27 protein-coding genes and 1 pseudogene are annotated in these 26,632 nt (G+C 65.1%); 14 read left to right on the top strand and 14 right to left on the bottom strand.

The features are described 5' to 3' along the window. Nucleotide 1: 1 nt before the first annotated feature. The gene (locus CK222_RS04245; protein WP_067003312.1) at nt 2-364 is read right to left on the bottom strand and encodes a YciI family protein; all 363 of its coding nucleotides are present in this window, start codon (nt 362-364) and stop codon (nt 2-4) included. 252 nt (nt 365-616) lie between these two features. Between CK222_RS04245 and CK222_RS04240 the strand changes: the two genes are divergently transcribed. Genes CK222_RS04240 through CK222_RS04230 form a run of 3 tightly spaced genes read left to right on the top strand, consistent with a single transcriptional unit; the run spans nt 617 to nt 4,115 of the window. Then, the gene (locus tag CK222_RS04240; protein ID WP_067003186.1) at nt 617-1,576 is read left to right on the top strand and encodes a TAXI family TRAP transporter solute-binding subunit; all 960 of its coding nucleotides are present in this window, start codon (nt 617-619) and stop codon (nt 1,574-1,576) included. A gap of 38 nt (nt 1,577-1,614) precedes the next feature. Further along, nucleotides 1,615-3,741, top strand: coding sequence for a TRAP transporter permease (locus tag CK222_RS04235; protein ID WP_095799524.1), 2,127 nt, complete (start codon nt 1,615-1,617; stop codon nt 3,739-3,741). Beyond that, nucleotides 3,738-4,115 (top strand): DUF1850 domain-containing protein, encoded by a 378-nt coding sequence (locus tag CK222_RS04230; protein ID WP_095799523.1) that lies wholly within the window; start codon nt 3,738-3,740, stop codon nt 4,113-4,115. Before CK222_RS04235 ends, CK222_RS04230 begins: the two co-directional genes overlap by 4 nt. 201 nt (nt 4,116-4,316) lie before the next feature. On the opposite strand, the gene CK222_RS04225 is transcribed toward CK222_RS04230, so the two are convergent. Both CK222_RS04225 and CK222_RS04220 read right to left on the bottom strand, forming a co-directional pair. Next, nucleotides 4,317-4,769 carry a DCC1-like thiol-disulfide oxidoreductase family protein gene (locus tag CK222_RS04225; protein ID WP_095799522.1) on the bottom strand — a complete coding sequence of 151 codons (453 nt, stop codon included), beginning with the start codon at nt 4,767-4,769 and terminating at the stop codon, nt 4,317-4,319. A 195-nt stretch (nt 4,770-4,964) separates the two neighbouring features. Then, nucleotides 4,965-5,111: a hypothetical protein gene (locus CK222_RS04220; protein WP_082980733.1), complete on the bottom strand. Its 147-nt coding sequence runs from the start codon at nt 5,109-5,111 to the stop codon at nt 4,965-4,967. A gap of 398 nt (nt 5,112-5,509) precedes the next feature. Between CK222_RS04220 and CK222_RS04215 the strand changes: the two genes are divergently transcribed. Continuing rightward, nucleotides 5,510-6,016, top strand: a complete 507-nt coding sequence (locus CK222_RS04215; protein WP_095799521.1) for a ferritin-like domain-containing protein — start codon at nt 5,510-5,512, stop codon at nt 6,014-6,016. A 152-nt stretch (nt 6,017-6,168) separates the two neighbouring features. Continuing rightward, nucleotides 6,169-8,682: a DNA ligase D gene (ligD, locus tag CK222_RS04210; RefSeq protein ID WP_095799520.1), complete on the top strand. Its 2,514-nt coding sequence runs from the start codon at nt 6,169-6,171 to the stop codon at nt 8,680-8,682. A gap of 24 nt (nt 8,683-8,706) precedes the next feature. Here ligD and CK222_RS04205 read toward each other — a convergent pair whose 3' ends face one another. Beyond that, nucleotides 8,707-9,381, bottom strand: coding sequence for a winged helix-turn-helix domain-containing protein (locus tag CK222_RS04205; RefSeq protein WP_067323441.1), 675 nt, complete (start codon nt 9,379-9,381; stop codon nt 8,707-8,709). 186 nt (nt 9,382-9,567) lie between these two features. Between CK222_RS04205 and CK222_RS04200 the strand changes: the two genes are divergently transcribed. Both CK222_RS04200 and CK222_RS04195 read left to right on the top strand, forming a co-directional pair. Then, a complete protein-coding gene (locus CK222_RS04200) occupies nt 9,568-9,936 on the top strand; it encodes an NIPSNAP family protein (RefSeq protein ID WP_095799519.1) in 369 nt (122 codons plus the stop codon). Further along, the gene (locus CK222_RS04195) at nt 9,933-10,277 is read left to right on the top strand and encodes an antibiotic biosynthesis monooxygenase (RefSeq protein WP_067003170.1); all 345 of its coding nucleotides are present in this window, start codon (nt 9,933-9,935) and stop codon (nt 10,275-10,277) included. The genes CK222_RS04200 and CK222_RS04195 overlap by 4 nt, the downstream gene beginning before the upstream one ends. 167 nt (nt 10,278-10,444) lie before the next feature. Here the strand turns inward: CK222_RS04195 and mbfA are convergent, their stop codons facing one another. After that, the gene (gene mbfA, locus CK222_RS04190; RefSeq protein ID WP_067003167.1) at nt 10,445-11,428 is read right to left on the bottom strand and encodes an iron exporter MbfA; all 984 of its coding nucleotides are present in this window, start codon (nt 11,426-11,428) and stop codon (nt 10,445-10,447) included. Between the two features lie 176 nt (nt 11,429-11,604). Between mbfA and CK222_RS04185 the strand changes: the two genes are divergently transcribed. Further along, the gene (locus tag CK222_RS04185; protein WP_067003166.1) at nt 11,605-11,928 is read left to right on the top strand and encodes a hypothetical protein; all 324 of its coding nucleotides are present in this window, start codon (nt 11,605-11,607) and stop codon (nt 11,926-11,928) included. A gap of 313 nt (nt 11,929-12,241) precedes the next feature. Beyond that, entirely contained in the window at nt 12,242-13,222 is a 981-nt protein-coding gene (locus CK222_RS04180) for a threonine/serine dehydratase (RefSeq protein ID WP_095799941.1), read from the top strand. Between the two features lie 15 nt (nt 13,223-13,237). Here CK222_RS04180 and CK222_RS04175 read toward each other — a convergent pair whose 3' ends face one another. The 4 genes from CK222_RS04175 to CK222_RS04160 are packed head-to-tail and all read right to left on the bottom strand — an operon-like array spanning nt 13,238 to nt 16,954. Continuing rightward, on the bottom strand, nt 13,238-14,374 hold the full coding sequence (locus tag CK222_RS04175; protein WP_067003310.1) for an ABC transporter permease: 1,137 nt from the start codon (nt 14,372-14,374) through the stop codon (nt 13,238-13,240). Nucleotides 14,375-14,382: 8 nt separating this feature from the next. Then, entirely contained in the window at nt 14,383-15,303 is a 921-nt protein-coding gene (locus tag CK222_RS04170; protein ID WP_095799518.1) for an ABC transporter ATP-binding protein, read from the bottom strand. Then, complete coding sequence (locus CK222_RS04165) at nt 15,300-16,253, bottom strand: HlyD family efflux transporter periplasmic adaptor subunit (RefSeq protein ID WP_095799517.1); 954 nt, start codon at nt 16,251-16,253, stop codon at nt 15,300-15,302. The genes CK222_RS04170 and CK222_RS04165 overlap by 4 nt, the downstream gene beginning before the upstream one ends. After that, nucleotides 16,250-16,954: a DUF1956 domain-containing protein gene (locus CK222_RS04160; protein WP_095799516.1), complete on the bottom strand. Its 705-nt coding sequence runs from the start codon at nt 16,952-16,954 to the stop codon at nt 16,250-16,252. The genes CK222_RS04165 and CK222_RS04160 overlap by 4 nt, the downstream gene beginning before the upstream one ends. A 90-nt stretch (nt 16,955-17,044) precedes the next feature. On the opposite strand from CK222_RS04160, the gene CK222_RS04155 reads away from it, so the two are divergent. After that, entirely contained in the window at nt 17,045-17,518 is a 474-nt protein-coding gene (locus CK222_RS04155) for a CYTH domain-containing protein (protein ID WP_095799515.1), read from the top strand. Then, nucleotides 17,515-18,453 (top strand): CHAD domain-containing protein, encoded by a 939-nt coding sequence (locus CK222_RS04150; protein WP_095799514.1) that lies wholly within the window; start codon nt 17,515-17,517, stop codon nt 18,451-18,453. The genes CK222_RS04155 and CK222_RS04150 overlap by 4 nt, the downstream gene beginning before the upstream one ends. Nucleotides 18,454-18,456: 3 nt before the next feature. On the opposite strand, the gene CK222_RS04145 is transcribed toward CK222_RS04150, so the two are convergent. Next, entirely contained in the window at nt 18,457-19,251 is a 795-nt protein-coding gene (locus CK222_RS04145) for a helix-turn-helix transcriptional regulator (RefSeq protein ID WP_095799513.1), read from the bottom strand. 112 nt (nt 19,252-19,363) lie between these two features. On the opposite strand from CK222_RS04145, the gene CK222_RS04140 reads away from it, so the two are divergent. Then, nucleotides 19,364-20,224, top strand: a complete 861-nt coding sequence (locus tag CK222_RS04140) for an ATP/GTP-binding protein (RefSeq protein ID WP_067323425.1) — start codon at nt 19,364-19,366, stop codon at nt 20,222-20,224. Nucleotides 20,225-20,330: 106 nt separating this feature from the next. Continuing rightward, a complete protein-coding gene (locus CK222_RS04135; protein WP_095799512.1) occupies nt 20,331-21,260 on the top strand; it encodes a DMT family transporter in 930 nt (309 codons plus the stop codon). Nucleotides 21,261-21,274: 14 nt separating this feature from the next. Here the strand turns inward: CK222_RS04135 and CK222_RS04130 are convergent, their stop codons facing one another. From CK222_RS04130 to CK222_RS04115, 4 genes are all read right to left on the bottom strand, one after another. After that, nucleotides 21,275-22,984 carry a SulP family inorganic anion transporter gene (locus CK222_RS04130; RefSeq protein WP_095799511.1) on the bottom strand — a complete coding sequence of 570 codons (1,710 nt, stop codon included), beginning with the start codon at nt 22,982-22,984 and terminating at the stop codon, nt 21,275-21,277. An 80-nt stretch (nt 22,985-23,064) separates the two neighbouring features. Continuing rightward, nucleotides 23,065-23,334, bottom strand: coding sequence for a helix-turn-helix transcriptional regulator (locus CK222_RS04125; RefSeq protein WP_067003144.1), 270 nt, complete (start codon nt 23,332-23,334; stop codon nt 23,065-23,067). A gap of 94 nt (nt 23,335-23,428) precedes the next feature. Continuing rightward, nucleotides 23,429-24,130, bottom strand: coding sequence for a phosphatase PAP2 family protein (locus CK222_RS04120; RefSeq protein WP_067323413.1), 702 nt, complete (start codon nt 24,128-24,130; stop codon nt 23,429-23,431). 16 nt (nt 24,131-24,146) lie between these two features. Beyond that, nucleotides 24,147-24,485 carry a hypothetical protein gene (locus CK222_RS04115; protein WP_067003308.1) on the bottom strand — a complete coding sequence of 113 codons (339 nt, stop codon included), beginning with the start codon at nt 24,483-24,485 and terminating at the stop codon, nt 24,147-24,149. Nucleotides 24,486-24,834: 349 nt separating this feature from the next. Between CK222_RS04115 and CK222_RS04110 the strand changes: the two are divergent. Further along, nucleotides 24,835-26,621: pseudogene (locus CK222_RS04110) on the top strand (PhoX family phosphatase). Nucleotides 26,622-26,632 lie beyond the last annotated feature (11 nt).

Below are 26,632 nucleotides of genomic sequence, written 5' to 3'. Positions count from 1 at the left end.
GCTAGGACCGGTAGTCGGTCATTTCCCAGATCGGCCGCACCTCGACCGTGCCGGTGCTGGCTGCCGGGCAGCGCGCGCCCCATTCCATAGCGGTGTCGATGTCGGTCGCTTCGATCATGTAGAAGCCGGCAAGCTGTTCCTTTGTGTCGGCATAGGGACCGTCGAGCACATTGGTCTTGCCGTCGGCGAGCCGTATCGAAGTGGCCGCCTGGGTCGGACGCAGCCTTTCGCCGGCGAGGTACGCGCCGGACTTCTTCAAGGCTTCGGTATAGGCACCGTAGGCGGCAAGCGTCTGTTCGGTCTTGTCGCGCGGCGCATTCGCCATTGCCGCTTCGTCATTGTAGATCAAAAGCATGTATCGCATGGTCTTCTCCGTTTTCTCGAAGGCCGCGTCGTCGCGGGCCGACCTATGTCGTGCGGCCACGGCCGATTTCGACAGGCGCCGCGAAAATCTTTCGCCTCCAAAGCAATCGAGCGCAAGCCGGCGCTTTCGCCACCCCTCGATCGTTCGTCTAATGGCTGCAATTGCGGGTTGGCATTTGGCGTCTCCTGTCTAAACTCCCAGCTTCGCGCCGGCAGAGGCGGCGCGGCGCGACCATCAGGAGGAGGAAACAAAATGCTCGATTTCAGGACGAAATTTGTTGCCGCCGGCGCTTTGGCATTGTCGCTCGGCCTCGGCGCCATGTCGGCCGGGGCACAGGAATTCATCACCGTGCTGACCGGCGGCACGTCGGGCGTCTACTATCCCCTCGGCGTCGCGCTGTCGGAAATCTACGGCAAGGGCATCGAAGGCGCCCGCACCCAGGTGCAGGCAACCAAGGCATCGGTCGAGAACCTCAACCTGCTGCAGCAGGGCAAGGGCGAGATCGCCTTCGCGCTCGGCGATTCCGTCAAGCTCGCCGCCGAAGGCAACACCGAAGCCGGCTTCCCCGGCAAGCTCGACAAGCTGCGCGGCATCGCCGCCATCTATCCGAACTATATTCAGATCGTCGCCAGCAAGGAGTCCGGCATCAAGACCCTCGCCGACCTCAAGGGCAAGAGCCTGTCGGTCGGCGCGCCCGCCTCCGGCACCGAGCTCAACGCCCGCGCCATCTTCGCCGCCGCCGGGCTGAAGTATGAGGATCTTGGACGGGTCGAGTACCTGCCATTCGCCGAGTCGGTCGAGTTGATCAAGAACCGGCAGCTCGACGCCACGCTGCAATCGGCGGGCCTGGGCGTCGCCTCGATCCGCGACCTCGCAACTTCGGTGCCGATCAACGTCGTCGCCGTGCCGGCCGAGGACGTCGCCAAGATCGGCTCGCCCTATCTTTCGGTGATCATTCCCAAGGGCACCTATGAGGGCCAGACCGAGGATGTCGCCACCGCCGCGGTCGGCAATTTCCTTGTCACCCGGGCCGATGTTTCCGACGAGACCGCCTATCAGATGACCAAGCTGATGTTCGAGCATCTCGACCAGCTCGCCGCCGCCCATGCCGCCGCCAAGGCGATCGATCCGGCCAAGGCGCTGGACGGCATGCCGGTGCCGCTGCATCCCGGCGCGGAGAAATATTACAAGGAAAAAGGGCTGATCAAGTAAGCGAGGATGGCGCGGCAGTCTGCTATGGAGCGCGTCGGATGAGCAAAGCAACGTCTGGAACAACGACCGACGGCAATTCGACCACTTTTCATCTCCCTGTCGCCGAAGAACAGGTCGAAAGCCTGCCGCCGGGCTTCGGCGGCGGCATCGCCGGCAAGGCGGCCTTCCTGATTGCCGTCGCCTTCTCCGTTTTCCAGATCTACATCGCCGCCTATGGCAGCCTGCCCAGCCAGGTGGTGCGCGCCATGCATGTCGGCTTCCTGCTGCTGCTCGGCTTCGGCCTGATCGCCAACCTGCGCGCCACCGGCGTAGCGGCGAAGGCCGCGTTCTGGACGCTCGGCGCGCTCGGCTTCGGCACCGGCCTCTACAACTGGGTCTTCTACGCCGACCTCATCCGCCGCTCCGGCTTCCTCACCACGCCGGACCTGATCGTCGGCACGCTGCTGGTGGTGCTCGTCTTCGAAGCGGCAAGGCGGCTGATGGGGCTGCCGCTCGCGGTGATCGCCTTCATCTTCCTCGCCTATTGCTTCGTCGGCAATCACCTGCCGCCGCCCTTCATCCATCGCGGCTACGATTTCGCCCAGCTCGTCGACACCTTCGCCTTCGGCACCGAAGGCATATACGGCACGCCGGTCTATGTCTCGGCGGCTTACATCTTCATCTTCGTCGTCTTCGCCGCCTTCCTCGAACGCGCCGGCATGATCGCGCTGTTCAACGATTTCGCGCTTGGCCTGGTCGGCTCCTGGCGCGGCGGTCCGGCCCAGGTCTGCGTGCTCTCCTCGGCGCTGATGGGCACCATCTCCGGTTCGGGCGTCGCCAATGTCGTGGCGAGCGGCCAGTTCACCATTCCGCTGATGAAGCGCTTCGGCTTCCGCTCGGCCTTCGCCGGCGCCGTCGAGGCAACGTCCTCGATGGGCGGCCAGATCATGCCGCCGGTGATGGGCGCGGTCGCCTTCATCATGGCCGAGACGCTGAACGTCCCCTACGCCGAGGTGGTGAAGGCGGCGATCATTCCGGCGCTGCTCTATTTCGGCGCCTGTTTCTGGCAGGTGCATCTGGAGGCGGGCAAGGCCGGCCTGCACGGCATGGCCAAGGCTGAGCTGCCCAATCCCTGGGATGCGGTGCGGCAGCACTGGCCGCTGGTGCTGCCGCTTGCCGTGCTGGTTTACCTGCTCTTCGCCGGCTATACGCCGATCTTCGCCGGCACCATGGGCCTGGCGCTGACCATCGTGCTGATCCTCGGCACGCCGCTGGCGGCGCTGATCGGACCGTTCGCCTTCCGCGTCGTCTTCTGGCTGGCGCTCGGCCTTGCCGCCGCCTCCTTCATGCGCTTCGGCGTCAACATCCTCGGCCTCGTCATCGCGGCGCTCATTGTCGCCTGCGTCACTTTCAAGGGCGGTCGCGAGACGCTGCGCATCTGCGTCGAATCGCTTGCCGAAGGGGCGAAGAACGCGCTGCCGGTCGGCATCGCCTGCGCCATCGTCGGCATCGTCATCGGCACGCTGACGCTGACCGGCATCGCTTCGACCTTCATCGGCTGGATCATCTCCATCGGCGAGAACAATCTGTTCCTGTCGCTGCTGCTCACCATGCTCACCTGCCTGGTGCTCGGCATGGGCATCCCCACCATCCCCAACTACATCATCACCTCCTCGCTCGCCGGCCCGGCGCTGCTGTCGCTCGGCGTGCCGCTCATCGTCAGCCACATGTTCGTCTTCTATTTCGGCATCATGGCTGATCTCACCCCACCGGTGGCGCTCGCCGCTTTCGCCGCGGCGCCCATGGCCAGGGAAAGCGGGCTGAAGATCGGCATTCAGGCGACCAAGCTCGCCATCGCCGGCTTCGTCGTGCCGTTCATGGCCGTCTACACGCCGGCGCTGATGCTGCAGGATGCAGGCCCGATCGCGGCTTCGTTCGGCTATCCGGTCGAGGTCGCCTACGTCGTCGCCAAAGCCTGCATGGGCATCGTGCTCTGGGGCGCCGCCGCCGTCGGCTTCCTCGCTCGCCGCATGGCCTGGTGGGAGCGCTTGGTCGCCTTCGCCGCCGGCGTGCTGCTGGTGGCGGCGCTGCCGCTCACCGACGAAACCGGCTGGGCGCTGGCGCTGCTCTGGATCGGCTGGCACTGCTGGCGCGCGCGCCAGGCATCCGCGGCCGGCCCTGCATGAGCCTGTGCATCCTCGCAGCCGGCAAGACGGTGACGCTTGCCGTTGCCGCCTTTACCTTGTCCTGGACGCATTCGGTGGAACGGACGCGCTGGCAGGAGGACTGGAAGGTGACGCCGGCAGGTCTGCGCGTCGTCGAAGCGCGCGTCAAGGGCTCCGGCGCCGGCATGGAGCCGCCGGAAGGTTCGGTGCTGCGGGACGGATGGTGGGTCTATGCGCCACGGATCGGGCCACAGCCGCGGCTGGTGCTCGCGGCCTCCGGCGCAACCGGGGGAGGCTGGACCTTGTGCACGGCCAAGGGCTGTCGCGAGCTTGGCGGGACGGCCGGGGATACGGTCGTGCTCGAAGCCTGCGCCGGTTCGAGCCAGCCGCGATAAAATCCGCGTCGCGATCGAACCTCACCGGCACGAGCCTGGCCTTGGTACCGCCTCGTCCTTTGCAATAGGCCTCGGCCTTGGCGAGCGAGCGGCCGGCGACGAGCAAGGTCAGACGCGGCTCGCTCTCCAGCAACTGCACGATGCGTCCGCCGAAGGTGCCGTAACCGCGGACAATCAGAAGCTTCATCCGACCCTCCGATCTCAACTGATCAGCCGCTGCCGCAGCTCGGCGGAGGGGATCTCGCAGCTGTCTTTGCGGCCGAACAGCGCATAGCGGTTCTTGGCGATGCGGTCGTACAGCCAGTCGCGCAGCGGCCGCGGCAGGACGAGCAGCAATCTCGCGGCGCGCCACGGCCAGCCGAGCGCCGCCATGACGGCGACGAAACTGTCGAGCTTCGTGAAGGCGGCGCCGTCGATGATGGCGAGGTTGCTGTCGTAATCCTCGGTCGGCAGGCCGTGCTCACGAAACAGCGCCTCGCCGAGCGGCGATTGCGCGGTGGCCAAGCGGAAGCGTTTGTTCCGGTCGATCTTGAGGACGATCTGGACGAAGCCCGAGCAGAACACACAGACGCCGTCGAACACGAGCAGCGGCTGGCGGGCATCGTAAGCTTGGCCTGGGAGGAGGGGACGTTTCTGTTCGGACAGGTCGGTCATGTCGGCCCCGGCTGCTTGTGCCCCTAGGCACTAAGCTAGGGGGACACTAAGCCAGCCGGCGGCGGCGTCAAAGTCGCGGCGTTGTCGCACGCCTGCCGTCGACGACGGCGGGGCGCTCGTCACGATAGGTCGTGGCGCGGGTGTTGTCGGCCGGCTTGCAGATCCGGCTGTTGTGGCGGCTGTCGAGCATCGTGGTCAGTGCGTGCCGATGCCGAGCGAGTTGCCGCGGCGCGCGCAGGCCGGGCCCGGGCCGCGCATGTAATAGCGCTCGGGCCGATAGGTCGGCGCGACGAATTCGCGGATGGCGGCGGCATAGCCGGCGATGTGATTCCAGAAGTTCATTTTCCCTGTCCCTGTCCCGTTTTCGGATGTCCCTTCCGAATTGCGAGGATCATAGCCTTGAGGCGTGAATAGTCGGTGAACGCGATGTTAATTTCTGGTCCGAAACGCGTTGCATCGTGGCTGGAATGCGGCTGATTCGCGGTCTTTCGAAGCCTTTTGTCGCGTTTCCGGCTCGTGTGACTTTTGCATCACATATGTTTCGTCTCTATGTCGCTTGGGCGCGCTTCTGTTTCACGCATCGAAGGTGGCTTGAAATTTCCGTGCGGCGTCGTCCGCCGGCAGGAACCTGCCCTGCGCGGTGACGTTGATCGATCAAGGCCGGGGCCGAAACCCGGCCGCGTTGGCGGCGGACCGGCCGCGCAACTTCCGGACAACACCAGACATGGAAGGCAACCGCCATGGGTTTCTTTTCGAAAGACATCAAGACGCTGGACGACCTCTTCGTCCACACGCTGCGCGACATCTATTATGCCGAAAAACAGATCGAGAAATCGCTGCCGAAGATGATCGACAAGGCGACGGATTCGCAATTGAAAGCCGGTTTCGAGAAGCATCTCGCGCAGACCAAGGGCCACATCGAACGGGTCGAGCAGGTATTCGAGCTGCATGGCGTCAAGGCCAAGACCGTCAACTGCCCCGCCATCGACGGCATCCTCGAGGAGGCTGACGACGTGAGCGGCGACGTGGAAGACAAGGAGGTCCTCGATGCCGCCCTGATCGCCTCGGCTCAGGCCGTCGAGCATTACGAGATAACGCGCTACGGCACGCTGATCGCCTGGGCCAAGCAGCTCGGCCGCAGCGACTGCGCCAATGTGCTGGCCAAGAACCTCAAGGAAGAAGAGGCGACAGATCGCAAGCTCACCGAGATCGCGGAAAGCAAGATCAACCTCCAGGCTGCCGAATAGCTAGTTGTGAGCCCGAAAGGCCGGCGGACAGCCGCCGGCCTTTCGCCTGCCCGGAACCGAAGCGGAGCCTTGGCCGTTGCGATGGCACCCGCCTGCCAGGGAGGTCGCCGTGGCGTCTAAGTAGGCGCAGATCCGCATAGGAGCACGATGTCATGGCCGGCCTCGAGCAATACCACGCCAAGCGCGATTTCCGGAAAACCTCGGAGCCGGCCGGCCAGCTCGCGCCCGGCAAGAAGACCGACGCCGGCGGCATCTTCGTTGTCCAGAAGCATGCCGCGACGCGGCTCCACTATGACTTTCGGCTCGAGCATGATGGCGTGTTGTGGAGCTGGGCGGTCACGCGCGGACCGAGTCTCGACCCGCACGAGAGGCGGCTGGCGGTGCATGTCGAGGACCACCCGATCGACTATGCGTCTTTCGAGGGCACCATTCCGAAGGGCGAATATGGCGGCGGTTCCGTCCTCGTCTGGGACGAAGGCCGGTGGATCCCCGACGGCGACCCGGCCAAGGGCATGAAGAAGGGCCATATCGACTTCGAGCTCGAAGGCCAGAAGCTCAACGGCCGCTGGCATCTGGTCAGGCTGAAGCCGCGCCCGCGCGAAAAGCGCGACAACTGGCTGCTGATCAAATCCAATGACGCCGCCGCCCGCCCTGGTGAAGACATACTTGTAGAGGCGCCGCAATCGGTAAAGTCGGGCTTGACCATCGAGGAGATCGGCGAAGGCAAGACGGCCAAGGGCGCCAAACCAAGGGTCTGGCATTCCAACAAGCCGGCTGCAGGCAAGGCAAAATCCCCACGCCTCGAATTCGTCGAGCCGCAGCTGGCGACGCTCGAAAAGAATGCGCCTTCCGGCGAGGAATGGGTGCATGAGGTGAAGTTCGACGGCTACCGCATGCAGGCGCAGATCGCCGGCAGCGATGTCCGGCTGCTGACCCGCACCGGCCTTGACTGGACGAAGAAGTTCGAAGGTCCGGTCGTGGCCGAGCTTGCCGGACTGAAATGCCGCGACGCCATCATCGACGGCGAGATCGTCGTGTTGGCCGACAGCGGCGTGTCCTCCTTCGCCATGCTGCAGGCGGATCTCTCGGCCGGTCGCACCGACCGCTTCATCTACTACGTCTTCGACCTGATGCGGCTCAATGGCGAGGACCTTCGCCGCGAGCCGCTGGTCGAGCGCAAGCAGGCGCTGGCCGAACTGCTCGGCGAGCGGTCGGAGCAATCCGCCGTCCGCTTCAGCGATCATTTTGCGGAACCAGGCAGCGTCATGCTGCAGCATGTCTGCCGCATGGGTCTCGAAGGCGTGGTGTCGAAACGTGCCGACGCGCTCTATCGCAGCGGCCGCGGCCTCACCTGGATCAAGTCGAAGTGCACGCTGCGCCAGGAATTCGTCATCGGCGGCTACTTGCCCTCGGACAAGACCGGGCGCGGCCTGCGCTCGCTGCTGGTCGGCTATCATGAAGGCGGCAAGCTCAACTATGCCGGCCGCGTCGGCACCGGCTTTTCCGGCAAGGTGGCTGCGGACCTTACGAAAAAACTCGACAGCCTCAAGACGACGAAGTCGCCTTTTTCTGCCGCCGTGCCGAAGGGCAAGGGCCTCGTCTGGGTCAAGCCCGAGCTTGTCGGCGAAGTGGAGTTCCGCAGCTGGACATCCGACCATATAATCCGCCACGCCTCGTTCCAGGGGCTGCGCGAGGACAAGCCGGCGGAGGACGTGGTGCAGGAAAAGCCGAAGCAAGCCGACGGCAAGACAAAAAGCGGAGCAAAGGCGAGCAGCGGCAGGACCGAGACAAAAACCTCGGCCGGAACGGCGAAGACCTCGGTGAAGCTGTCGCATCCCGACAAGCTGCTGTGGCCCGACGAAAAGGTCTCCAAGCAGGATCTCCTCGATCACTACGCCCTGGTCTGGCCGCGAATTGAGCCATTCGTCGTCAACCGGCCGCTCAGCCTTGTGCGGGCGCCCGACGGTATCCATGGCCAGCGCTTCTTCCAAAAACATGCCTCACCGGGCATGAGCGACAAGATCGCCAGGATGAACGATCCGACCGACGGCGAGGAGATCTTGTTCATCAGGGATTTCGACGGGCTTGCAGCCCTTGTCCAATACGGCGTCGTCGAGGTTCATATCTGGGGCTCGACCGTCGACGAACTGGAAAAGCCGGACCAGATCATCTTCGACCTCGATCCGGACGAGGGCATCGGGGTCGAGGCGGTGCGTGCCGCCGCCCTCGATATCCGAGCCAAGCTGAACGACCTGTCGCTGCCGACGCTGGTCAAGACGTCTGGCGGCAAGGGCTATCACGTGCTGGTGCCGCTCAAGCCCTCCGCCGAATGGGACGAGGTGAAGGACTTCGCCCATGATTTCGCCCGCGCCCTGGAGCAGGCCGCGCCCGACCGCTACACGGCGACGCTGTCGAAGAAGGCGCGCACCGGCAAGATCTTCGTCGACTACCTGCGCAACGGCCGCGGCGCGACCACGGTCGCGCCCTATTCCTCGCGCGCCAAGAAGGGCGCGACGGTGTCGATGCCGGTGACCTGGCCGGAGATCGAGAAGGGCCTGCCGCCCAATGCGTTTCCGCTCGGCGACGCCACGACGCTAAAGCAGCTGAAGAAGGCCGATCCGTGGGCGGATTTCTTCAAGCTGGGCAAACCGCTCAAGCGGGCTTAGCCAACAGCCGAGCCGGCCAGTCCGTCACGCCAGAAATACCCTCTCGAACTCCTGCTTGCCCTTCGGCGAGAACACCACGGCGCGGCTGTCCTTGTCGCGCCGCGCCCATTTTTCGACGATGACCTTGTCGAGGATGGCGGCGCCCAGCGCGCCGGCCAGATGCGAGCGCCGCACGCTCCAGTCGAGGCAGGCGCGGCAGATCGGCCGCTTCGCTTTGCTGTCGATCTCGATGCCGAGCGCGGCGAAATGCGAAATGGCTGACGGCGACAGCCTGATCTCGTTCTCCTGGCGCAGCAGCAGCTTCCGGTCGACCAGACGGTCGAGCATCGCCACCGCCTGCTCGCCGGCAAGATGGTCGTAGCACACCCGCGCCACGCGCATGGCCGCGTCGCGCGGGCCGGGTCGCACCCGCTTCGGGCCGACCGCCTCGGCGACGCCGATGATCGCCTCGAGCATGCCCGCCACCTGCGGGCCGGCAAGGCCGTAGTAGCGATGCCGGCCCTGGCTCGCCAGCGTCAGCAACCCGCCGTCCATCAGCTTGGACAGATGCGAGGACGCGGTGGGCAGCGACACGCCGGCTTCAAGCGCCAGCTCCGACGCGGTCAGCGCCGTGCCGCCCATCAGCGCGTTGAGCATGTTGGCGCGGGCCGGGTCGCCGACCAGGCTGGCGATGCGGGCGATATCGGGTCCTTCACGCATAGTTCGATCCTCATCGAAGCATTCCCGTGAGGGAAGCACTATTCTCAGGCGAGCTCAAGGAGCTCGGCAAACGCTGCTGACACCAGAACGTCTAGCACAGCCGGTGAAGCGATGTTTCGACCGTGGTCGAACCGTCGCCGCCAGCAAGCCCACCGACCCAGTAAGCCAATCGACGAGGAGACCGAAATGACCGTCACCTGCTTCATCCGCTACGAGATCGACCCTTTCGGCAAGGCCGCGTTCGAGCAATATGCGCGCGCCTGGGGTCAGGCCATTCCGCGCTGCGGCGCCGAGCTGATCGGCTATTTCGCGCCGCATGAGGGTTCGGCCACCACGGCTTACGCGGCCTACAACATCGAGAACCTCGCGGCCTACGAAGCCTATCGCGCGCGGCTTGCCGCCGACCCGGCCGGCAAGGCAAACTATGAGTTCGCGCGGCGCGAGAAATTCATTCTCAAGGAAGACCGGATCTTCCTGAAACTGGTCTCGGCACCGCATGGCCCGAGGCAGGTCTTTCGCACCGACGTAGCGGTCAAAGAAGGGATAGAGGCATGATCGCCGTCATCTTCGAAGTCGAGCCGGCGGAGGGAAAACGTGACGCCTATCTTGGCATCGCCGCCGAGCTCAAGCCCCTGCTCGACGGCATCGATGGCTTCATCTCGGTCGAGCGCTTCCAGAGCCTGACCGATCCGAGGCGCGTGCTCTCGCTGTCCTTCTGGCGCGACGAGGAAGCCGTCAAGGCCTGGCGCAACACCGAGGAGCACCGGCAGGCGCAGAAGGCCGGCCGTGGCGGCATCTTTGCCGGCTATCGTCTGCGCATCGCCCATGTGGTGCGCGATTACGGGCTAAATGAAAGGGCTGAAGCGCCCGAAGACAGCCGCATAGTGAATGGGTGAAACGCGGCTCTCCCTTCTCCCCTTGTGGGAGAAGGTGGATCGGCGCGCAGCGCCGAGACGGCTGAGGGGTGTTCCAGCGGAGTGAGACGTCGGCGTTCCCTGGAACACCCCTCATCCGTCGCCTTCGGCGACACCTTCTCCCGCAAGGGGAGAAGGAGGGTCGGCCCTCACGCATTGCCGATCAGCACACCCGCTCCGAACACCAGCGCGCCGCCCAGCACCACCTGGAAGGCGGCGCGCCAGAACGGCGTCTGCATGTAGCGGTTCTGGATGAAGGCGATCGCCCACAGTTCGAAGAACACGACGATCGCGGCAACGATCGTTGCCGTCCAGAAATAGGGAATGAGATAGGGCAGCGCGTGGCCGAGTCCCCCCAGCGTCGTCATGATGCCGACGGTGAGCCCCCGCTTCACCGGCGAGCCGCGCCCCGAAAGTTTGCCGTCGTCGGAAGCCACCTCGGTGAAGCCCATCGAGATGCCGGCGCCGATCGAGGCGGCGAGGCCGACGAGGAAGGTCTGGAAGGTTGCATGGGTGGCGAAGGCGGCGGCGAAGATCGGCGCCAGGGTCGACACCGACCCGTCCATCAGCCCGGCCAGCCCCGGCTGCACATAGGTGAGGATGAACTGGCGCTGCTCGGTTGTCGCTTCCTCCTCCTTTACCTCGCCCGGGACGTGCTCCTGTTCGAGTTCATGCGCGGAGTTCTCGTGGCCGAGTTCCGCCGCCGCCAATTCGTCGAGCAGCTTCCGGGTCGACGCATCGGTGGTGCGCTTGGCCGCCTCGACATAGAAGCGATAAGCCTGCCGCTCCATGTCCTCGGCCTGACGGCGCACATGCTCGATGCCGAGCGGCCGCACCAGCCAGTCGGGCTTGCGTTCGTAGTAGCCTCGCACATGCTCGCGCCGGATCAGCGGGATGCGCTCGCCGAAGCGCTTGCGGTGAAGCTCGATGAGGGAATCGCGGTGGCCGTCTTCCTCCTCCGCCATGGCCTCGAACACCTTGGCCGATTGTGGAAACTCTTGTGCCAGCCCGTCGGCATAGGCCCGGTAGATGCGTCCGTCGTCCTCCTCCGACGAAATCGCCAGCGCCAGGATTTCCTGCTCCGACAGCGAATCGAAGGAGCGGCGGCCAAAGCCGAAAACACGGGAAAGCATGAGAAAATCACCCTAGTTTAGAACGATTCTAAACTAGGGAATCGTTTGCCGAGGGTCAATCGCGAACGCCGCGGGACAGGCAGAATTCGTCGATCCAGCTTTCCGCTCGCACCCTTCATTATTGCCGAATGTTCACCTATATGGAACGCATTAGCCAAAAACGAAGGAAACACGGGATGACGGACAAGAAGCCCCCGCACGCATTCGATCCAAAGCCGGTTCTCGATCTCATCGCCAGCATCGAGGCCGACCTGCAGCGGCTCAAAGGCCTGGTCGAGCAGCAGGCCGAAAAATTCGACCCCGCCAATCCGCACAACAAGACGCTGGACGGCAAGCTGACCGAGGAAGGCGTCGAATGCTGCTACCGCATGTTCGACGACGGCAAGTCGCGCTACACGGTCGCCCAGCAGATGAAGATCTCTTTTGCTGCCGCCACGCATCGTTTCAACAGCTGGCGCAAGCTCGGCGGCAAGAAGCGGACGCGCGCGCTGCTGGGGTGAGCAGCGGCCGCCCTTCGCTTCGTCATCCTCGGGCTTGACCCGAGGATCATGTCGCGAGCGCTATCACGGAATGCAGAAGCGAGAGCGCGCTCTGGAGGACCCTGCGAAGAGTGTCCGTTCTGCTTCGGCTGCCCGCATCGCGAAGGTGCCGACATGGATTCCCGCGTCGCCTCGCTCCTTGCTCCGCCTGAGACTGACGAAGGTGACGGCCGTCGACGCTATCATCGCCAATATTGTCTCCATCACATTTTTTCGTTGGCGCGCCGCGGCATTTTCCGTGCAGCATATGTGCATCATTCTCACGAGGCCCACCATGACCGCCCTCCCCGGCATCTCCGACATCCACGCCGCTGCCGCCAGGCTTTCCGGGCTGATCGTCGAAACGCCGCTGATCGAATCGCCGGAGCTCAACAACCGCTATGGCGGCCGCATCCTGTTCAAGCCGGAGACGCTGCAGCGCACCGGTTCCTTCAAGATCCGCGGCGCCTACAACAAATTGTCGTGCTTAAGCGAAGAAGAGCGCAGCCGCGGCGTCGTCGCCTTTTCGTCCGGCAATCACGCGCAGGGTGTCGCCGCTTCGGCCGCCATGTTCGGCGTCAGGGCGGTCATTGCCATGCCCGCGGACGCGCCGGCGCTCAAGGTCGGCAATGTGCGCAAGATGGGCGCCGAGGTGGTGCCGTTCGACCGCTTCAAGGACGACCGCATGACCATCGTTCGCCCCTATATCGAGAAGGGCATGGCGCTGGTGCCGCCTTTCGACGATCCGGCCATCATTGCCGGCCAGGGCACCATCGGGCTGGAGCTGGTGCGCCAAGCGAAGGCGCTGGGCGTCAGCCTGGACGCAGTTGTCGTGCCCTGCGGCGGCGGGGGTCTGTCGAGCGGCATTTCCGTCGCGGTGAAGGACGCCTCGGCACAGACGCAAGTCTGGGCGGTCGAGCCGGAGCATTTCGACGACACGCGCCGCTCGCTCGCCAAGGGTGACCGGGTCTCGAATGAGCCCGGCCACACCTCTATTTGCGATGCGATCCTGACCGCCGAGCCCGGTGCCATCACCTTTGAGATCAACCGCAAAAACCTCGCCGGCGCCATCGCCGTCTCGGACAAGGCCACGGCGCAAGCCATGCGCGACGCCATGGCGTACTTGAAGCTGGTGGTCGAGCCCGGCGGCTGCGTTGCGCTCGCGGCGCTCGCGTCCGGCGAGATCGATCTCGCCGGCAAATGCGTGGCGGTGGTGCTTTCCGGCGGCAATGTCGATTTCGGCACCTACGCGGAGATCATGGCGGCGGCGGCCTGATCGGTCAGTCGCCGCTCAATCCAGCGTCCGCCGGAACCGCACCAGCGCAACGCCGGCAAACAACGCCACGAACACCACCAGCCAGCCGATCTCGGTCGCCACAGCCGGCAGTTCCGCGCTCTTCAGCATGACGGCGCGGGTGATGCGCAAGAAATGCGTCAGCGGAAAGATCTCGCCAAGGATCTGCGCCCAGCCCGGCATGCCGCGATAGGGGAACATGAAGCCCGACAGCATGATCGAGGGCAGGAAGAAGAAGAAGGTGAGCTGCAGCGCCTGCATCTGCGTGCGCGCGATCGTCGAAATCGTGTAGCCAAGCAGCACCAGCGCCAGCACGAACACCAGCACCGCCGAGAGCAGGAGCGACAGCGATCCCATGAAGGGAATGGAAAACAGGAGCTTCGCCGCTGCCAGCACCACCACCACCTGCACCGCGCCGACCACCAGGTAAGGCAGCACCTTGCCCAGCATGATCTCAAGCGGGCTGGACGGCATGGCCAAAAGATTTTCCATCGTGCCGCGCTCGGTCTCGCGCGTCAGCGCGATCGAGGTCATCATCACCATGGTCATCTGCAGGATGACGCCGAGCAGGCCGGGAACGATGTTGTATTGCGAGATGCCTTCCGGATTGTAGCGCCGGTGCACGACGACATCGAGCTGGCCGCGCGCCGCCTCCTTCGCCGCTTCCTGCATGCCTTGCGCTCTCAGCAGCGCTTGGCCGGCGACGGTGCTCAGCGTCGAGATGGCACCGCTCGCCACCGCCGGATCGGTGGCGTCCGCCTCGATCAGGATCTGCGGATTGTCGCCGCGCTCCACCCGTCGCGCGAAATCGGCCGGGATGGTGACGACGAAGGCGACATCGCCGCGCGACATCAGGAACTCGGCTTGCGACGCACTTTGCGCCACATGGTCGAAGCGATAGTAGCCGGTGGTCTGCAGCGCCGAGACCATCGCCCGCGTGTAGGGATCGCTGCTGGTCGCGACGAGTGCTGCCGGCAGGCTCTTCGGGTCGTTGTTGATGGCATAGCCGAACAGCACCAGCTGTATCAGCGGCACGCCCAGCATCATGGCGAAGGTGATGCGGTCGCGCCGCATCTGGATGAATTCCTTGATCAGCAGCGCGCCGAGTCTCGAGAAGGAAAAGATCGCTCTCACGCCATCTCTCATGCCATGTTGTCCTTCGAGCCGGACATGAACTGGATGAAGACATCTTCCAGGCTGGTCTCGCCCGGCGCCACCGTCACCCCTTTGTGCTCCTTCTCGACATCGGCGAGCGACTTTTCGAGGGCTGCCTTGTCGGAGCCGACGACATGCAGCGTGGCGCCGAACGGCGCCACCTGGTCGACGCCCGGACGCCCCTGCAGCGCCTCGGCCACGCGGTCGAGCCGCGGTCCCTGCAGCACGAAGGTGGTAAGGCCGGCATTCCTCACCACCTGGTCCACGGTGCCGGTGGCCAGCATCTTGCCGTAGGAGATGTAGCTGATGCGGTGGCAGCGCTCGGCCTCGTCCATGTAATGGGTGGAGACCAGCACGGTGAGCCCGCCGCTGGCCAGGCGGTGGATCTCGTCCCAGAACTCGCGCCGTGCCTTCGGGTCGACGCCAGCCGTCGGCTCGTCGAGCAGCAGCAGCTTCGGCTTGTGCATGATGCAGGCAGCGAGTGCCAGCCGCTGCTTCCAGCCGCCGGAAAGCGTGCCGGCGAGCTGGTTGCGGCGCGTCGTCAGGCCGAGTTCCTGCAGCGTTTGCGAGACATACTCCTCGACCGGCTTCAGCTGGTAGAGCCGCGCCACGAATTCGAGATTCTCGCCGATCGTCAGATCCTCGTAGAACGAGAATTTCTGCGTCATGTACCCGACTTCGCGTTTGATCTTGAGCGCGTCGGTAAGGATGTCGAAGCCGAGCACCGTGCCCTCGCCCGCATCCGGCGTCAAAAGCCCGCACATGATGCGGATGGTCGTCGTCTTGCCCGAGCCGTTCGGCCCGAGGAAACCGACGATCTCGCCCTCGGCAACCGCCATCGTGACATGGTCGACGACGGTCTTGTCGCCGAAGCGCTTGACCAACCCACGGACGTCGATGACGTTCATCTGTCAATATCCGCCAGGTCGACATCGACGATCTGGCCGGGCTGCAGCGGATGGGCATCGCCCTCCGGCCGCGCCTCGACGAGATAGACCAGCTTCTGCCGGTTCTCGAGCGAGTAGATCACCGGCGGGGTGAACTCGGGATCGGGCGACACATAGCTGACGCGTGCCTTCAAATCCGGCCCGCAGCCGTCGCAACGGACGCTGAGCAGGGTGCCGACCTTGACCGAGGAGAAGGCCGTCTCCGGCACATAGACGCTGAGTTTTACCGCGCCGTCGGGCAGCATCGAGATCACCGGCGCGGTCGGTCCGGCCGTATCGCCGGGATTGCGGATCACGTCGTCGATGCGGCCGGGCGAAGGCGCCGCCAGCACGCGCTTGGACAGGCGCCACTCGGCCTGCCCCAATTCCGATTGCGCCTGCTTGACCTGGTTCTCGGCAGCTCTGATCGTTTCGGCCCGCGCCGGCAGGCCGCCGACGGCAAGGTTCGCCTCCGCCTGGCCGACCTGCGCGTTGGCGGTCTCCAGCGAAGCCGAGGCCGTGTCATAATCGGCCTGGGTGCCGGTGCCGCGCTTGTAGAGATCGCTGGCGCGGTCATATTTGCGTTTGGCGTCGGCAGCCTGCGCCTTCGCCATGTCCACCTGCGCCTTGAGCACGGCGATCTCTTCCGGCCGCTTGCCCACCTTGAGGTCGGCAAGCTGCGCCTGCGCTTGGGCGAGCGCGGCCTGGGCTTGCGCCACGGCGATCTTGGCATCGGCGCTTTCCAGCGTCACCACCGGCGCGCCCGACTCGACACGGTCGCCGCGCTTGACCGTCACGGTCTCGACCTGCGCGACTTCGATCGGCGCCAGCAGCACATATTCGCCTTCGACATAGCCGACGGCAAGCGGGGCGGCCGGCGCGCAGGCGCCGAACAGCTGGGCCGCGAGCGGCAGCGAACAGAGTAAGCTCATGATTTGACCTTCCTGCCGGCGGCTGCGTCGCGCGCCGCAAGCATTGCCCTGAGGTTGTCGGTCGCGACCGCCACGACCTTGGCGGCCTCCTTGTCGCCGATCTCGCGCCAGCCCATCCTGCGCATCACCGCCTCGCGTCCGATGCGGAAATAGATGACCTGCCCGATGATGGTGAACACGGTGAGCCTGGTGGCCTCGCTCTCGGCCGGTTCGCCGGTCGCCTGCTCCCAGATCTGGCACAGCCGGCGATGCGTCGGTTCGAACACGCCGGCATAAATGCGGTCGAGCGCCGCCGTCGGGTGCGAGAGCTCGCGCAGTACGAATTGTACGATCTCGCCGGCCTGGGGACTTGCCACGACAAAGCCGACCATCCGCGCCAGCGCGGCAAAGAGCTGCGCCCGGGCGGCTTCCGGGCTCGAAGGGGCCGCCGGCTGGGGTGCGCCGAGCGCCTGGCCGGCGATCCCCTGGATGGTCTCGACGATGAAGTCGGCGGCGGCGGCGCGCAGCCCCTCCTTGCCGCCGAAATGATAGGCGATCGAGCCGATATTGGCCTTGGCCTCGGCCGCGATCTCGCGCGTCGAGGTGCCGTCGAAGCCCTGCCGGCCGAACAGGTTCAGCGCGGCCTGCACCAGCGCCGCGCGCGTTTGATCGGCGGGAGAGGCTTCGCGTTGCGGCCCTTTGGCGTTCGTTTGTTTGCTCATTGCACCAATTTAATCAATCGATTGATTAAAGTCAAATTGAATTCCAACGCGGCTTGCCATCTTCCTGCGGGCGGGCTTTAGTGCGCGGCCATGGGCAAGGAAGTCGAGCGCAAGTTCCTGGTCGCTGATCCCGCCTGGCGCAGCCTGGTCGAGGCGCATATCCGCATTCGTCAGTTCTACGTCGCCGCGCAGCCTGGACGCACGGTTCGCGTACGCATCAGCGACGGAGGCTCCGCCGCGCTGACGCTGAAGTTCGGCAACAAGGCGCGCGAGCGCGACGAATTCGAATATCCGATCCCGCTCGCCGAGGCCGAGGAATTGATGGCCTTCGCGATCGGGCGTGTCATCGAGAAGACACGTCACCATGTTAGGCACCGCGGCTTTCTCTATGAAGTCGATGTGTTCGGCGGAGTGCTCTCGGGGCTGGTGGTCGCGGAGTTGGAGACGCCGGAGGACGTGCCTGACGAAATGCTGCCCGACTGGCTCGGCCGCGAGGTCACCGGTGAGTCGAGGTTTTACAACGCGTCGCTGGCCCTCGGCGGGATTCCGGAGATAGCCGCATGAGCTTTCGCATCGATCCGCGCTTGCCGCTGACCGGCGAGGTCAGGCGCATATTGGCTGACGAGATCGGCAAGGCGCTTGGCCAACTCGAGACGGCGCGCGACAAGCCGGAGCAGGGACTGCACAAGTGCCGTAAGCGGCTTAAGGGCGTGCGCGCCTTGTTGCGCCTGGTTCGTTCCGGAGACGAACCGTTCTGCCAGACCGAGAACGAATGCTACAAGCAGGTGTCGGCGCTGCTTGCCGGCCCGCGCGAGGCGACCGCTCTCATCGAGACCATCGACCGTCTGGGCTCCGCTTTTCCGGATGAAACCGCGGCCGGTGAGCTCGGTCCCGTCCGCGAGCGGCTGGTGCTGCGCCAGCACGAGCTCCATGCCGGCCCCGGTCTCGACGCTGCCATAAACGCCGCGGTCGCTGCCTGCCGGGAAGGGCTGCAGCGTATCGACAGGCTGTCGCTCCCCGATCAGCCCGAGCAGGCGGCCGACATACTGGCCGAAGGCGCCCGCGCCGCCTTGCGGCGGGCGAAAAAGGCGCTGGATAAGGCGAGCTCGCGCGGCGAGGCCGATGACTTTCACGACCTGCGCAAGGCGTGCAAGACGCATTCGATGCATCTGTCGCTGCTCGGCCGCCTGTGGCCGGCGCCGATCAAGGCGCGCCGCAAGGCGGTTGACAAGCTTGGCGAACGGCTGGGCGAGCTGCATGACGTCTTCGTCATGCGCGCGCTGCTCGTCGCCGCTGGCGAGCCGCTCGGTCCGCCCGAAGACACCAGGCTTCTGCGCAAGCTGCTGAAGCGTGCGGAAAAAAGCCTCAGCAAGACCTGTCTTGCCGATGCCGCCGAATTGTTCGGCGACAGCCCCAAGCGGTCGGCCAGAAAGCTCGCGCGCAAGGCTCGCGACGACCTCGCGCCGCCGCATGAGGAAGCCGGCCCGGTCGCGGCCTGACGCCTATGCCGGCAGCGGCCGCCTTGCTTTCGCCTCGGCATCCGTCCGAGCGCCGGCATCGCGCGGATGCGGCCCGATCGGCATGATCGCCGGAAACGGCGTCGCGCCGAAGGCGAAGGTCCATTTGTAGCCGATGAGCTGCTCTTCCGGCGTGGTGTGCTGGTCGTGATGGGCAAGCAGCCTGGCACGCTCCGCCAAGTCCTCCGCCTCGCGCCGCACCATCTCCGCCGTTTCCGGCCGCATGCGCCGCGAGAAGCTGACGAAGGTCGCTTCGCGTTCCAGATGGGTTATCGCCCAGCCGACAAAATTCTTGTTGGTCGTCTCGAAATGCGGCCGCAGCGGACCCTCGAAATCCCACTGGATCGGTGTCTCGACCAGCAATCTTGCCGACAGGCCGCGCCCGAGCGCCACCAGCCCAAGCTCTTCCAGGTCGCGCAGGTAGAGGAACATAGATGCTTCGCTGAGACCCTGTGAGCGCATGATGCCTTCTGGCGTGAATTTTTCGGACAGCATGATGAAGACGAAGAGCAGCGCCGGCCGCGCGGCGAGCTTCCGCTCGATCTCCGGCGCGACGTGGTTGGCCGGTCCCGGTCCCCGGTTCATCGAGCCCAGCACATTCTCCAGTTCCACGTCCGCAGCGGCGCAGATTTGTATCAGCCGATCGAGCTTGCAGTTGCGCTCATGGAAGATGCGCTTCACTGTCGGCTCGGAAACGCCCATGCGCTCGGCCAGCGCCCGGTAGGTCAGGCCCTTGGCCTTCAATGTCCGTTTCAGCGCCTCGAAGATCGGCCCGTTCATGGAATGCACCTCGTTTGCGCGAATTCGTATCGCTCCTCGATACTACGCTCGAACTGGCTTCCGGAAAAGTATCGAAAAACCTAGCTCTTGGCCGTCAACACAGGAGAGCACCATGAAAAACCTCATCGCTTCGACCTTTCTCGCCATCGCCGGCATCGCAACGGCTGCCACCGCCGAGGCCGGCGAGATCTGGCGCGCCGGCGGCTTCGAGCAGCCGGAATCGGCGCTGGTCGATGCCGCCAACAAGCGCATCGTCGTCTCCAACATCGTCGGCAATCCGGGCGAAGCTGATGGCAACGGCTATTTGTCGCTGCTGTCGCTGGACGGCAAGGTCATCAGCCGCCATTGGGTGGACGGCATGGACGCGCCCAAGGGCATGGCGATTGCCGGCGGCAAGCTCTACGCCGCCGACATCACCAAGGTGCGCGTCGTCGACCTCGCCAGCGGCAAGCTGGTCTCTACCATCGATGTGCCCGGCGCCGTCTTCCTCAACGATATGACCGCCGATGCCTCGGGCAAGGTCTATGTCACGGATATGCTCGCCGACACGATCTACCGTATCGACGGCGACAAACCGGAGCTGTTCATCAAGGATGCGCTGCTCGCCTCGCCCAATGGCGTCTTCGCCGATGGCGACCGGCTGATCGTCGCGTCCTGGGGCAGGGGCATCAAGCCCGATTTCAGCACGGCGGCGCCGGGCGGCCTGCTGGCCGTCGACCTCGCCAGCAAGAAGGTGACGCCGCTGCCGGGCGCGCAAAACTTTGCCGACCTCGACGGCGTCATCGCCATCGGCGACACGATCTATGCCACCGCCTACATGACCGGCACGCTCTATCGCTACAAGGGCGGCGGCGCGCCGGAAGCGATCGCCACTTTCAAGCCGGGCAGCGCCGATATCGGCACCGACGGCAACTCGACCATCTATGTTCCGCTGATGAACGAAGGCGCGGTCGCGGCGCTGAAGCTCGACTGAGGACGATTGCGGCGGGAACGAGGTCGATCGGGGCTGGACCGCCATATCGACGGGGCTGCCATCTGGTTCAGCCGCTCGCTCCGGGATATCCGGCAGCAACCGTCACATGGGCCAAGCCGTGAAGACATCCAGCCTGACCGGCGCCGCCGTGTCGCCAATGATCCCGGTGCTCGTATGCGCACTGGCGATCTTCCTTTTGTCCGGGATGGACGCGGCGATGAAGTCCCTGGTCATCGCGGTCGGTGTGTACAACACCGTGCTGTGGCGCAGCCTGGTCTCGACCTTGATCGCGGGCGCCGCCTGGTCGGCGGGGCCGCGCTCGAAGCCCGCTCTTCCGGTGCTGGGGCTGCATGCGCTGCGCGCCGTGGTCGTCGGCATCGTCCTGGTTTCGTTCTTTTGGGGTCTCGCCAGATTGCCGCTCGCCGAGGCGATCGGGCTCAGCTTTGTCGCGCCCCTGTTTGCGCTTTTTCTCGCAGCCTTGTTGCTGGGCGAGAGAATCCGGCGCCAGGCGGTGTGGGCGTCGCTGGCCGGCATCGCCGGCGTCGCGATCATTCTGGCCGGCCAGTTCGGGCAGGCCGGCCACTCGCAGGATGCGCTCCTGGGCACGGCCGCGGTGCTCGTATCGACTGTGTTCTATGGCTACAATCTGATCCTCGCGCGGCGGCAGGCGCTGTTGGCCAAGCCGGTCGAGATCATGCTGTGCCAGAACCTCTGCATCGCGGTCATCCTTGGTCTCGCCGCGCCGTGGCTCGCCGTCGCGCTGCCGAGTGACCTGTGGCTTCACCTGGTCGGGGTGGCGATGCTGTCGCTTGCCGGCCAATTCTTGATGAGTTGGGCCTACGCTCGCGCCGAAGCGCAATATCTCATCCCGACGGAATACTCGGCCTTCATCTGGGCGATCGCGCTCGGCTGGTTCTTCTTCGGCGAGGAGGTGGCCTGGACCACGCTGACCGGGGCTTGCCTGATCGTCGCCGGCTGCCTGATCGCGGCGCGCGCCAACCCGAAACTTGCCGAGCCGATCGAAGCGGCAGTTTGACAGAACATGTCGCTCTACGCGGACTGCGATTGTGCTTTCAGCTGCGCCCGCGCGTCGCGAATCGAGGCGGCATACGTGACCAGCGGCCGCTTGAGGCCCTGGTTGATCAGCATGCGCCGTGTCTGCGGCGCGGCGCCCGCGATGATGAAGCGCACGCCGGCGCGTCCGGCCTTGTGCGCGGCACCCCCGATGACGTTTGCCGCCGTCGAGTCGAGGAACGGCACCGCCGAGCAATCGAGGATGAAATTCTTGCGCTGGTCTGCGATGCGGTCGAGCACGGCGCCGACGGTCGAGGCGGCACCGAAGAAGAAGGCCCCGGAGATTCGATAGATGACGGTATCGGCGTCGGCCGCCTGGCTTGAATCATAAGTGGCGGCGCGATCGGCGACGTCCTCCGGCACCAGCGGCAGATCGGCCTCGACGGCGATGGACTTGGCCATGCGATCGATGAACAGGATCGACCCGAGCGCGAAGCCGACGACGATGCCTTCCGTCAGATCGCGGAAGATGACGATCAGGAACGTCGCCATCAGCACCAGCGCGTCGCCACGCGAGGCTCTGAGCAGCGTGAGGAAAGCCTGCTTCTCGAACATGTTCCAGCACACGACGGCGAGTACGCCGGCCAATGCGGCGAGCGGGATGTAGCTGGCCAAGGGCGCCGCCGCCAGCATCAGGACAAGCAGGATCGCCGAATGCAGCATGCCGGAGACGGGGCCATGCGCGCCGGCCCTCACGTTGGTGGCCGTGCGAGCGATCGTGCCGGTGGCACATATGCCGCCGAACAAGGCTGACGCGATGTTGGCGAAGCCTTGCGCCACCAGTTCGCAATTGGAGCGGTGCCGCCTTCCGCTCATGCCGTCTGCGACCACGGCCGAGAGCAGCGACTCGATCGCTCCGAGCAGCGCGAAGGCGATCGCGTCCGGCAGCACGTGGATCATCCTCTCCAAGCTGACCGGCGGCAGGGCTGGCCATTGCAGGTTCCGCGGGATGCCGCCATACCTCGTGCCGATCGTTTCCGCAGGCAGGGCGAACAGCGCCACGACCAGCGAGGCGACGCCGATGGCGATCAGCATCGCGGGCCATCTCGGCTGCCAGCGCCGCAAAAAGACAATGGTTAGGACAGTCAGCATCGCCACGAAGGTCGCGGCCGGACTGATCGTGCCGATCGCCTCGCCGATCACGGTCAGCTTCGGCACCAGCGGCCCGGGCTCCTTGCCGCCGAGTTTCAGCCCGAGCAGTTCGACGATCTGCCCGGAGAAGATGATGACCGCGATCCCGGCGGTAAAGCCGACGGTCACGGGATAGGGAATGAACTTGATGTAGGTGCCAAGCCTGAGGTAGCCGATGGCGAGCAGGAAGACGCCCGCCATCATCGTTGCGAGCAGCAGCCCGTCGACGCCGACGCGCGCCACCGTCGCCGCTACCAGCACGATGAAGGCGCCGGCCGGACCGCCGACCTGGAAGCGGCTGCCGCCAAGCGCGGAGATGATGAAGCCGCCAACGATCGAGGTGTAGAGGCCTCGCTCCGGCGTCACGCCGGACGCGATGGCGATCGCCATGCACAACGGCAGCGCCACGATGGCCACCGTCAACCCCGCGACGGCGTCAGCCCTGAAATGCGCCAGCGTGTAGCCTTCGCGCAGCACCGTGACCAGCTTGGGCGTGAACAGCTCGGCAAAGGACGGCCGCGCCTGGGGGTGGATTGACCGCCGGACCTGATCCATGGACTGCCTTCCGCTCCGTAAGGGCGGCGGGATCGTCGGCAGGGCTGTCGGCGGTCGCCGTCGCGACTTTCTTGTGCGGCTCAGCCTTGGGAGTTCTGCGGCGTGGCAGGCTTGAGACGCACGCCCCTGCCGCCGCGCTCGCTGGCCTGGTTCTCGCCGATCAGCTCCACCCCGGCCTCGTCGAGTGCCTGGATGACCTTCATCAGCGTGTCGACCACGCCTCTGACGACACCTTCACTCGCTTCCATGCGTTGGATGGTCGGAAGCGAAACCCCGGCGCGCTCGGCGAGCGTTTTCTGGTCGATACCAGCCAACGCCCTCGCGGCGCGCATCTGCGCGGCAGTGATCATCGGCCAGAACCCCTGTCTGAGTCTGCAGTATCAATGGATAATCCAAATATCATGATGTTTCAAGCATCATAACAAACAGTTGAAACATGAGCACTCATTCGCTGTCCGCCACCACTTTGCGCCGCTGCAGAAGGCGCGCTGCAAGCCAGCACAACATGGCCCAGGCAAAGCCGGCGCACCAGCCGGCAAGCACGTCGGACGGCCAATGCACGCCGAGATAGACGCGGCTGGTTCCGACCAGCACCGTGGTGAGCACGGCGAGGCCGAGCACGAAGATCTTCGTCCTGCGGTTCGGTAGGAAACGCGCGGCGAGCGAGCCCAGCGTGAGATAGGTCACCGCCGACAGCATCGCATGGCCGCTCGGAAAGGAGAGCGAGGTCTCGTTGACGAGATGCGAGACGAGATCGGGGCGGGGCCGGTCGACCTCGAACTTGAGCAGGCTGGACGCCGCCTGACCGCCCGCCACCGAAACGAACACGAACAGTGCGGTCGCCGGTCGGCGCATCAGCAGAAAATAGACGATCACCGCAGTCGTGATCAGCACCAGTACGCTGGTGCTGCCGAGCGCGGTGATATCGCGCACCGCGCCTTGCAGCCAAAGCGGACCGATCGGGCTGTCCGGCTGCCCGGCATGGCGGAAGGCGAGCAGGATTTCCGTGTCCAACGCATGCGGAGTCGTGGCGCGCGCCACGCCCATGAGTTCCACCAGGCCCCATAGCCCGCAGGCGATGGCCAGCCCGGCCGCAAGCACCGGGAATTCTATTCTGTTGAGCAGCGCCTTGGCGGTCGATTTCATGCCGGGCCTGCTCCAATTACAGCCGCTGCATATAGGGTCCGAGCGTGATCAGCGCGACGGCCGCGATCGCCAGCACGACGCCTGTCGCTTGAAAAGTGTTGAGGCGCTCTCCAAAGAAGACCAGCGCCACGACATTGACTGAGACCAGCTGGATCACTGCCGACAGGCTGAACGACACCGACATGCCGAATTCGCGGATCAGCCTGAGCATGATCAGATTGCCGGCGGAATAGAGCGCCAGCGTCAGCACGATCTTGCCGAGACTCGGCGCCAGTCCCCATTGTTTGGCCGCCATCGCGGCCAGCAGGAAAATCACAGTCGAAACGCCAAGCTGCGCCAGTCCCCAGAGACTCACCTTCATCCCTCCCGAAGCGGCCTTCGCCGCACCGCTCGCCGCTTTTGTTTCCGAAGCGCGCGAAGCCGTCAAGCTGATGGCGTCGGGCAGGCTACGCTGCGACGGGATCGAAGGCGGAATCTCGCAAGGCAAGCCCCGCAGCCATGGTTGGCGTCCTTGCGCCGAGCGCGCTCGGGAGTCTGCTCGCCGTGTGTCGTGGGCCTCGTGTGGCGCCAATGCGCGGGCGAACAGTCATCAGCCGGCAAATTGGCATTGCTTAATGGGGCTGATGTCACGAAAATGTGATCGGGCGCCTATAGGGATCGACCGGTTACACGTTCCAGCCACCCCAAGAGCCAGAGGACAGCCCATGACCCAACCTGAGATTCGCTTCCGTACCAGCCAGCTTGAGGAGAATGACGGCCCGCCCGTCAATCCTACCGACAACCGCACGATGGGCGAGATCATCGCCGCGCGCTTCTCGCGCCGCGACTTCCTCAGGGGTTCGCTGGCTGTCTCGGCCATCGCCGCCACCGTGAGCCCGCTGGCGCTCGTCGCGGCAGACGAGGCGCGCGCCGCCGAGGTCTCGGCCTTCAGGCCTGCTGGTCGTCAACCACGAATACACCAACCCGCATCTGATGTTCCCCGGCATCGTCAAGATCGTCGACAAGGACGGCAAGAAGGCCGCCGAGGTGGCGCCGCTCAGCAAGGAGCAGGTCGATGTCGAAATGGCGGCGCACGGCGGCAGCATCGTCGAGATCCGCAAGGAGGGCGGCAAATGGCAGGTGGTGCGTGACGGCAAGCTCAACCGCCGCATCATGTCCACCACCGAAATGGCGCTGTCCGGTCCGGTAGCCGGCCATGATCGCGTCAAGACCAATGCCGACCCGTCTGGCACCAAGGTCTTCGGCACCCTCAACAACTGTGCCGGCGGCGTCACGCCCTGGGGCACCTATGTGATGGCCGAGGAGAACATGCACGGCTATTTCTCGGGCGAGTTGCCGGAAGGCCACAAGGAGGCCGCCAACTACAAGCGTCTCGGCATTTCCGGAGGGCGCCTATGAATGGGGCGCGCATTACGATCGCTTCAACCTCGCCAAGGAACCGAACGAGCCCAACCGCTTCGGCTGGGTCGTCGAGGTCGACGTCAACGACCCCAATTCGGTGCCGAGGAAGCGAACCGCCATGGGCCGCTTCAAGCATGAAGGCGCCGAATCGATCGTCACCAAGGATGGCCGCGTCGTCTTCTATCTCGGCGACGACGAGCGCTTCGACTATGTCTACAAATTCGTCACCAAAGGTACGTTCAATCCGAACGACCGCGCCGCCAACATAAACCTGCTCGACGAGGGCACGCTGCATGTCGCCAAATTCGCCGAGGACGGCTCGGTCGAATGGATGCCGATCGTGTTCGGCGAAGGTCCGCTGACGGCGGAAAACGGTTTCGCCAGCCAGGCCGACGTTCTGATCGAGACGCGTCGCGCCGCCGACCTGCTCGGCGCCACCAAGATGGATCGGCCGGAAGACATCCAGCCCAATGCCGGCAACGGCAAGGTCTATGTCATGCTGACCAACAATTCCAAGCGCAAGGCCGACCAGGTCGACGCCGCCAACCCGCGCGCGGCGAACGCCTTCGGCCACATCATCGAGATTGTCGAGGACGGCGGCGACTTCGCCGCCACCAAGGGCAAGTGGGAAGTGCTGCTGAAGTGCGGCGATCCTTCGGTGGCCGATGTCGGCGCCACCTTCTCGACTGCCACCACCGCCAATGGCTGGTTCGGCATGCCGGACAATTGTGCCGTCGACTCGGCCGGCCGCCTGTGGGTCGCGACCGACGGCCAGGGCCCGAAGGCCACCGGCCGTACCGACGGCCTGTGGGCGGTCGACACCGAGGGCGCGGCGCGGGCGACCTCAAAGCTGTTCTTCCGCGTGCCGATCGGCGCCGAGATGTGCGGCCCGCTATTCGCGCCGGACGACCAGACCGCCTTCGTCGCCGTCCAGCATCCGGGCGACGGCGGCGAGGACTGGGAAGCTTTTGGCCGCCCCTCCTATTACGAGGATCCATCGACCCGGTGGCCGGACTTCAAGCCGGACATGCCGGTGCGTCCGGCGGTCGTTGCCATCACCAAGCAGGGCGGCGGCAAGATCGCGGTCTGATTGGCGACTCG

The organism is Mesorhizobium sp. WSM3866, assembly GCF_002294795.1.
Classification (GTDB): Bacteria; Pseudomonadota; Alphaproteobacteria; order Rhizobiales; family Rhizobiaceae; genus Mesorhizobium.
The sequence above is the reverse complement of the archived record's forward strand: the minus strand, read 5'-3'. Positions and strand labels throughout refer to the sequence as shown.

Bases quoted from the DNA above. Each gene is read 5' to 3' on its own strand.
- mbfA (WP_067003167.1), bottom strand. From the start codon at position 11,428: ATGCTTTCCCGTGTTTTCGGCTTTGGCCGCCGCTCCTTCGATTCGCTG.
- CK222_RS04160 (WP_095799516.1), bottom strand. From the start codon at position 16,954: ATGAGCAAACAAACGAACGCCAAAGGGCCGCAACGCGAAGCCTCTCCC.
- CK222_RS04230 (WP_095799523.1), top strand. From the start codon at position 3,738: ATGAGCCTGTGCATCCTCGCAGCCGGCAAGACGGTGACGCTTGCCGTT.
- CK222_RS04180 (WP_095799941.1), top strand. From the start codon at position 12,242: ATGACCGCCCTCCCCGGCATCTCCGACATCCACGCCGCTGCCGCCAGG.
- CK222_RS04140 (WP_067323425.1), top strand. From the start codon at position 19,364: ATGAAAAACCTCATCGCTTCGACCTTTCTCGCCATCGCCGGCATCGCA.
- CK222_RS04205 (WP_067323441.1), bottom strand. From the start codon at position 9,381: ATGCGTGAAGGACCCGATATCGCCCGCATCGCCAGCCTGGTCGGCGAC.
- CK222_RS04200 (WP_095799519.1), top strand. From the start codon at position 9,568: ATGACCGTCACCTGCTTCATCCGCTACGAGATCGACCCTTTCGGCAAG.
- CK222_RS04145 (WP_095799513.1), bottom strand. From the start codon at position 19,251: ATGAACGGGCCGATCTTCGAGGCGCTGAAACGGACATTGAAGGCCAAG.
- CK222_RS04130 (WP_095799511.1), bottom strand. From the start codon at position 22,984: ATGGATCAGGTCCGGCGGTCAATCCACCCCCAGGCGCGGCCGTCCTTT.
- CK222_RS04135 (WP_095799512.1), top strand. From the start codon at position 20,331: ATGGGCCAAGCCGTGAAGACATCCAGCCTGACCGGCGCCGCCGTGTCG.
- CK222_RS04215 (WP_095799521.1), top strand. From the start codon at position 5,510: ATGGGTTTCTTTTCGAAAGACATCAAGACGCTGGACGACCTCTTCGTC.
- CK222_RS04220 (WP_082980733.1), bottom strand. From the start codon at position 5,111: ATGAACTTCTGGAATCACATCGCCGGCTATGCCGCCGCCATCCGCGAA.
- ligD (WP_095799520.1), top strand. From the start codon at position 6,169: ATGGCCGGCCTCGAGCAATACCACGCCAAGCGCGATTTCCGGAAAACC.
- CK222_RS04150 (WP_095799514.1), top strand. From the start codon at position 17,515: ATGAGCTTTCGCATCGATCCGCGCTTGCCGCTGACCGGCGAGGTCAGG.
- CK222_RS04245 (WP_067003312.1), bottom strand. From the start codon at position 364: ATGCGATACATGCTTTTGATCTACAATGACGAAGCGGCAATGGCGAAT.
- CK222_RS04240 (WP_067003186.1), top strand. From the start codon at position 617: ATGCTCGATTTCAGGACGAAATTTGTTGCCGCCGGCGCTTTGGCATTG.
- CK222_RS04185 (WP_067003166.1), top strand. From the start codon at position 11,605: ATGACGGACAAGAAGCCCCCGCACGCATTCGATCCAAAGCCGGTTCTC.
- CK222_RS04165 (WP_095799517.1), bottom strand. From the start codon at position 16,253: ATGAGCTTACTCTGTTCGCTGCCGCTCGCGGCCCAGCTGTTCGGCGCC.
- CK222_RS04125 (WP_067003144.1), bottom strand. From the start codon at position 23,334: ATGATCACTGCCGCGCAGATGCGCGCCGCGAGGGCGTTGGCTGGTATC.
- CK222_RS04170 (WP_095799518.1), bottom strand. From the start codon at position 15,303: ATGAACGTCATCGACGTCCGTGGGTTGGTCAAGCGCTTCGGCGACAAG.
- CK222_RS04195 (WP_067003170.1), top strand. From the start codon at position 9,933: ATGATCGCCGTCATCTTCGAAGTCGAGCCGGCGGAGGGAAAACGTGAC.
- CK222_RS04225 (WP_095799522.1), bottom strand. From the start codon at position 4,769: ATGACCGACCTGTCCGAACAGAAACGTCCCCTCCTCCCAGGCCAAGCT.
- CK222_RS04120 (WP_067323413.1), bottom strand. From the start codon at position 24,130: ATGAAATCGACCGCCAAGGCGCTGCTCAACAGAATAGAATTCCCGGTG.
- CK222_RS04155 (WP_095799515.1), top strand. From the start codon at position 17,045: ATGGGCAAGGAAGTCGAGCGCAAGTTCCTGGTCGCTGATCCCGCCTGG.
- CK222_RS04235 (WP_095799524.1), top strand. From the start codon at position 1,615: ATGAGCAAAGCAACGTCTGGAACAACGACCGACGGCAATTCGACCACT.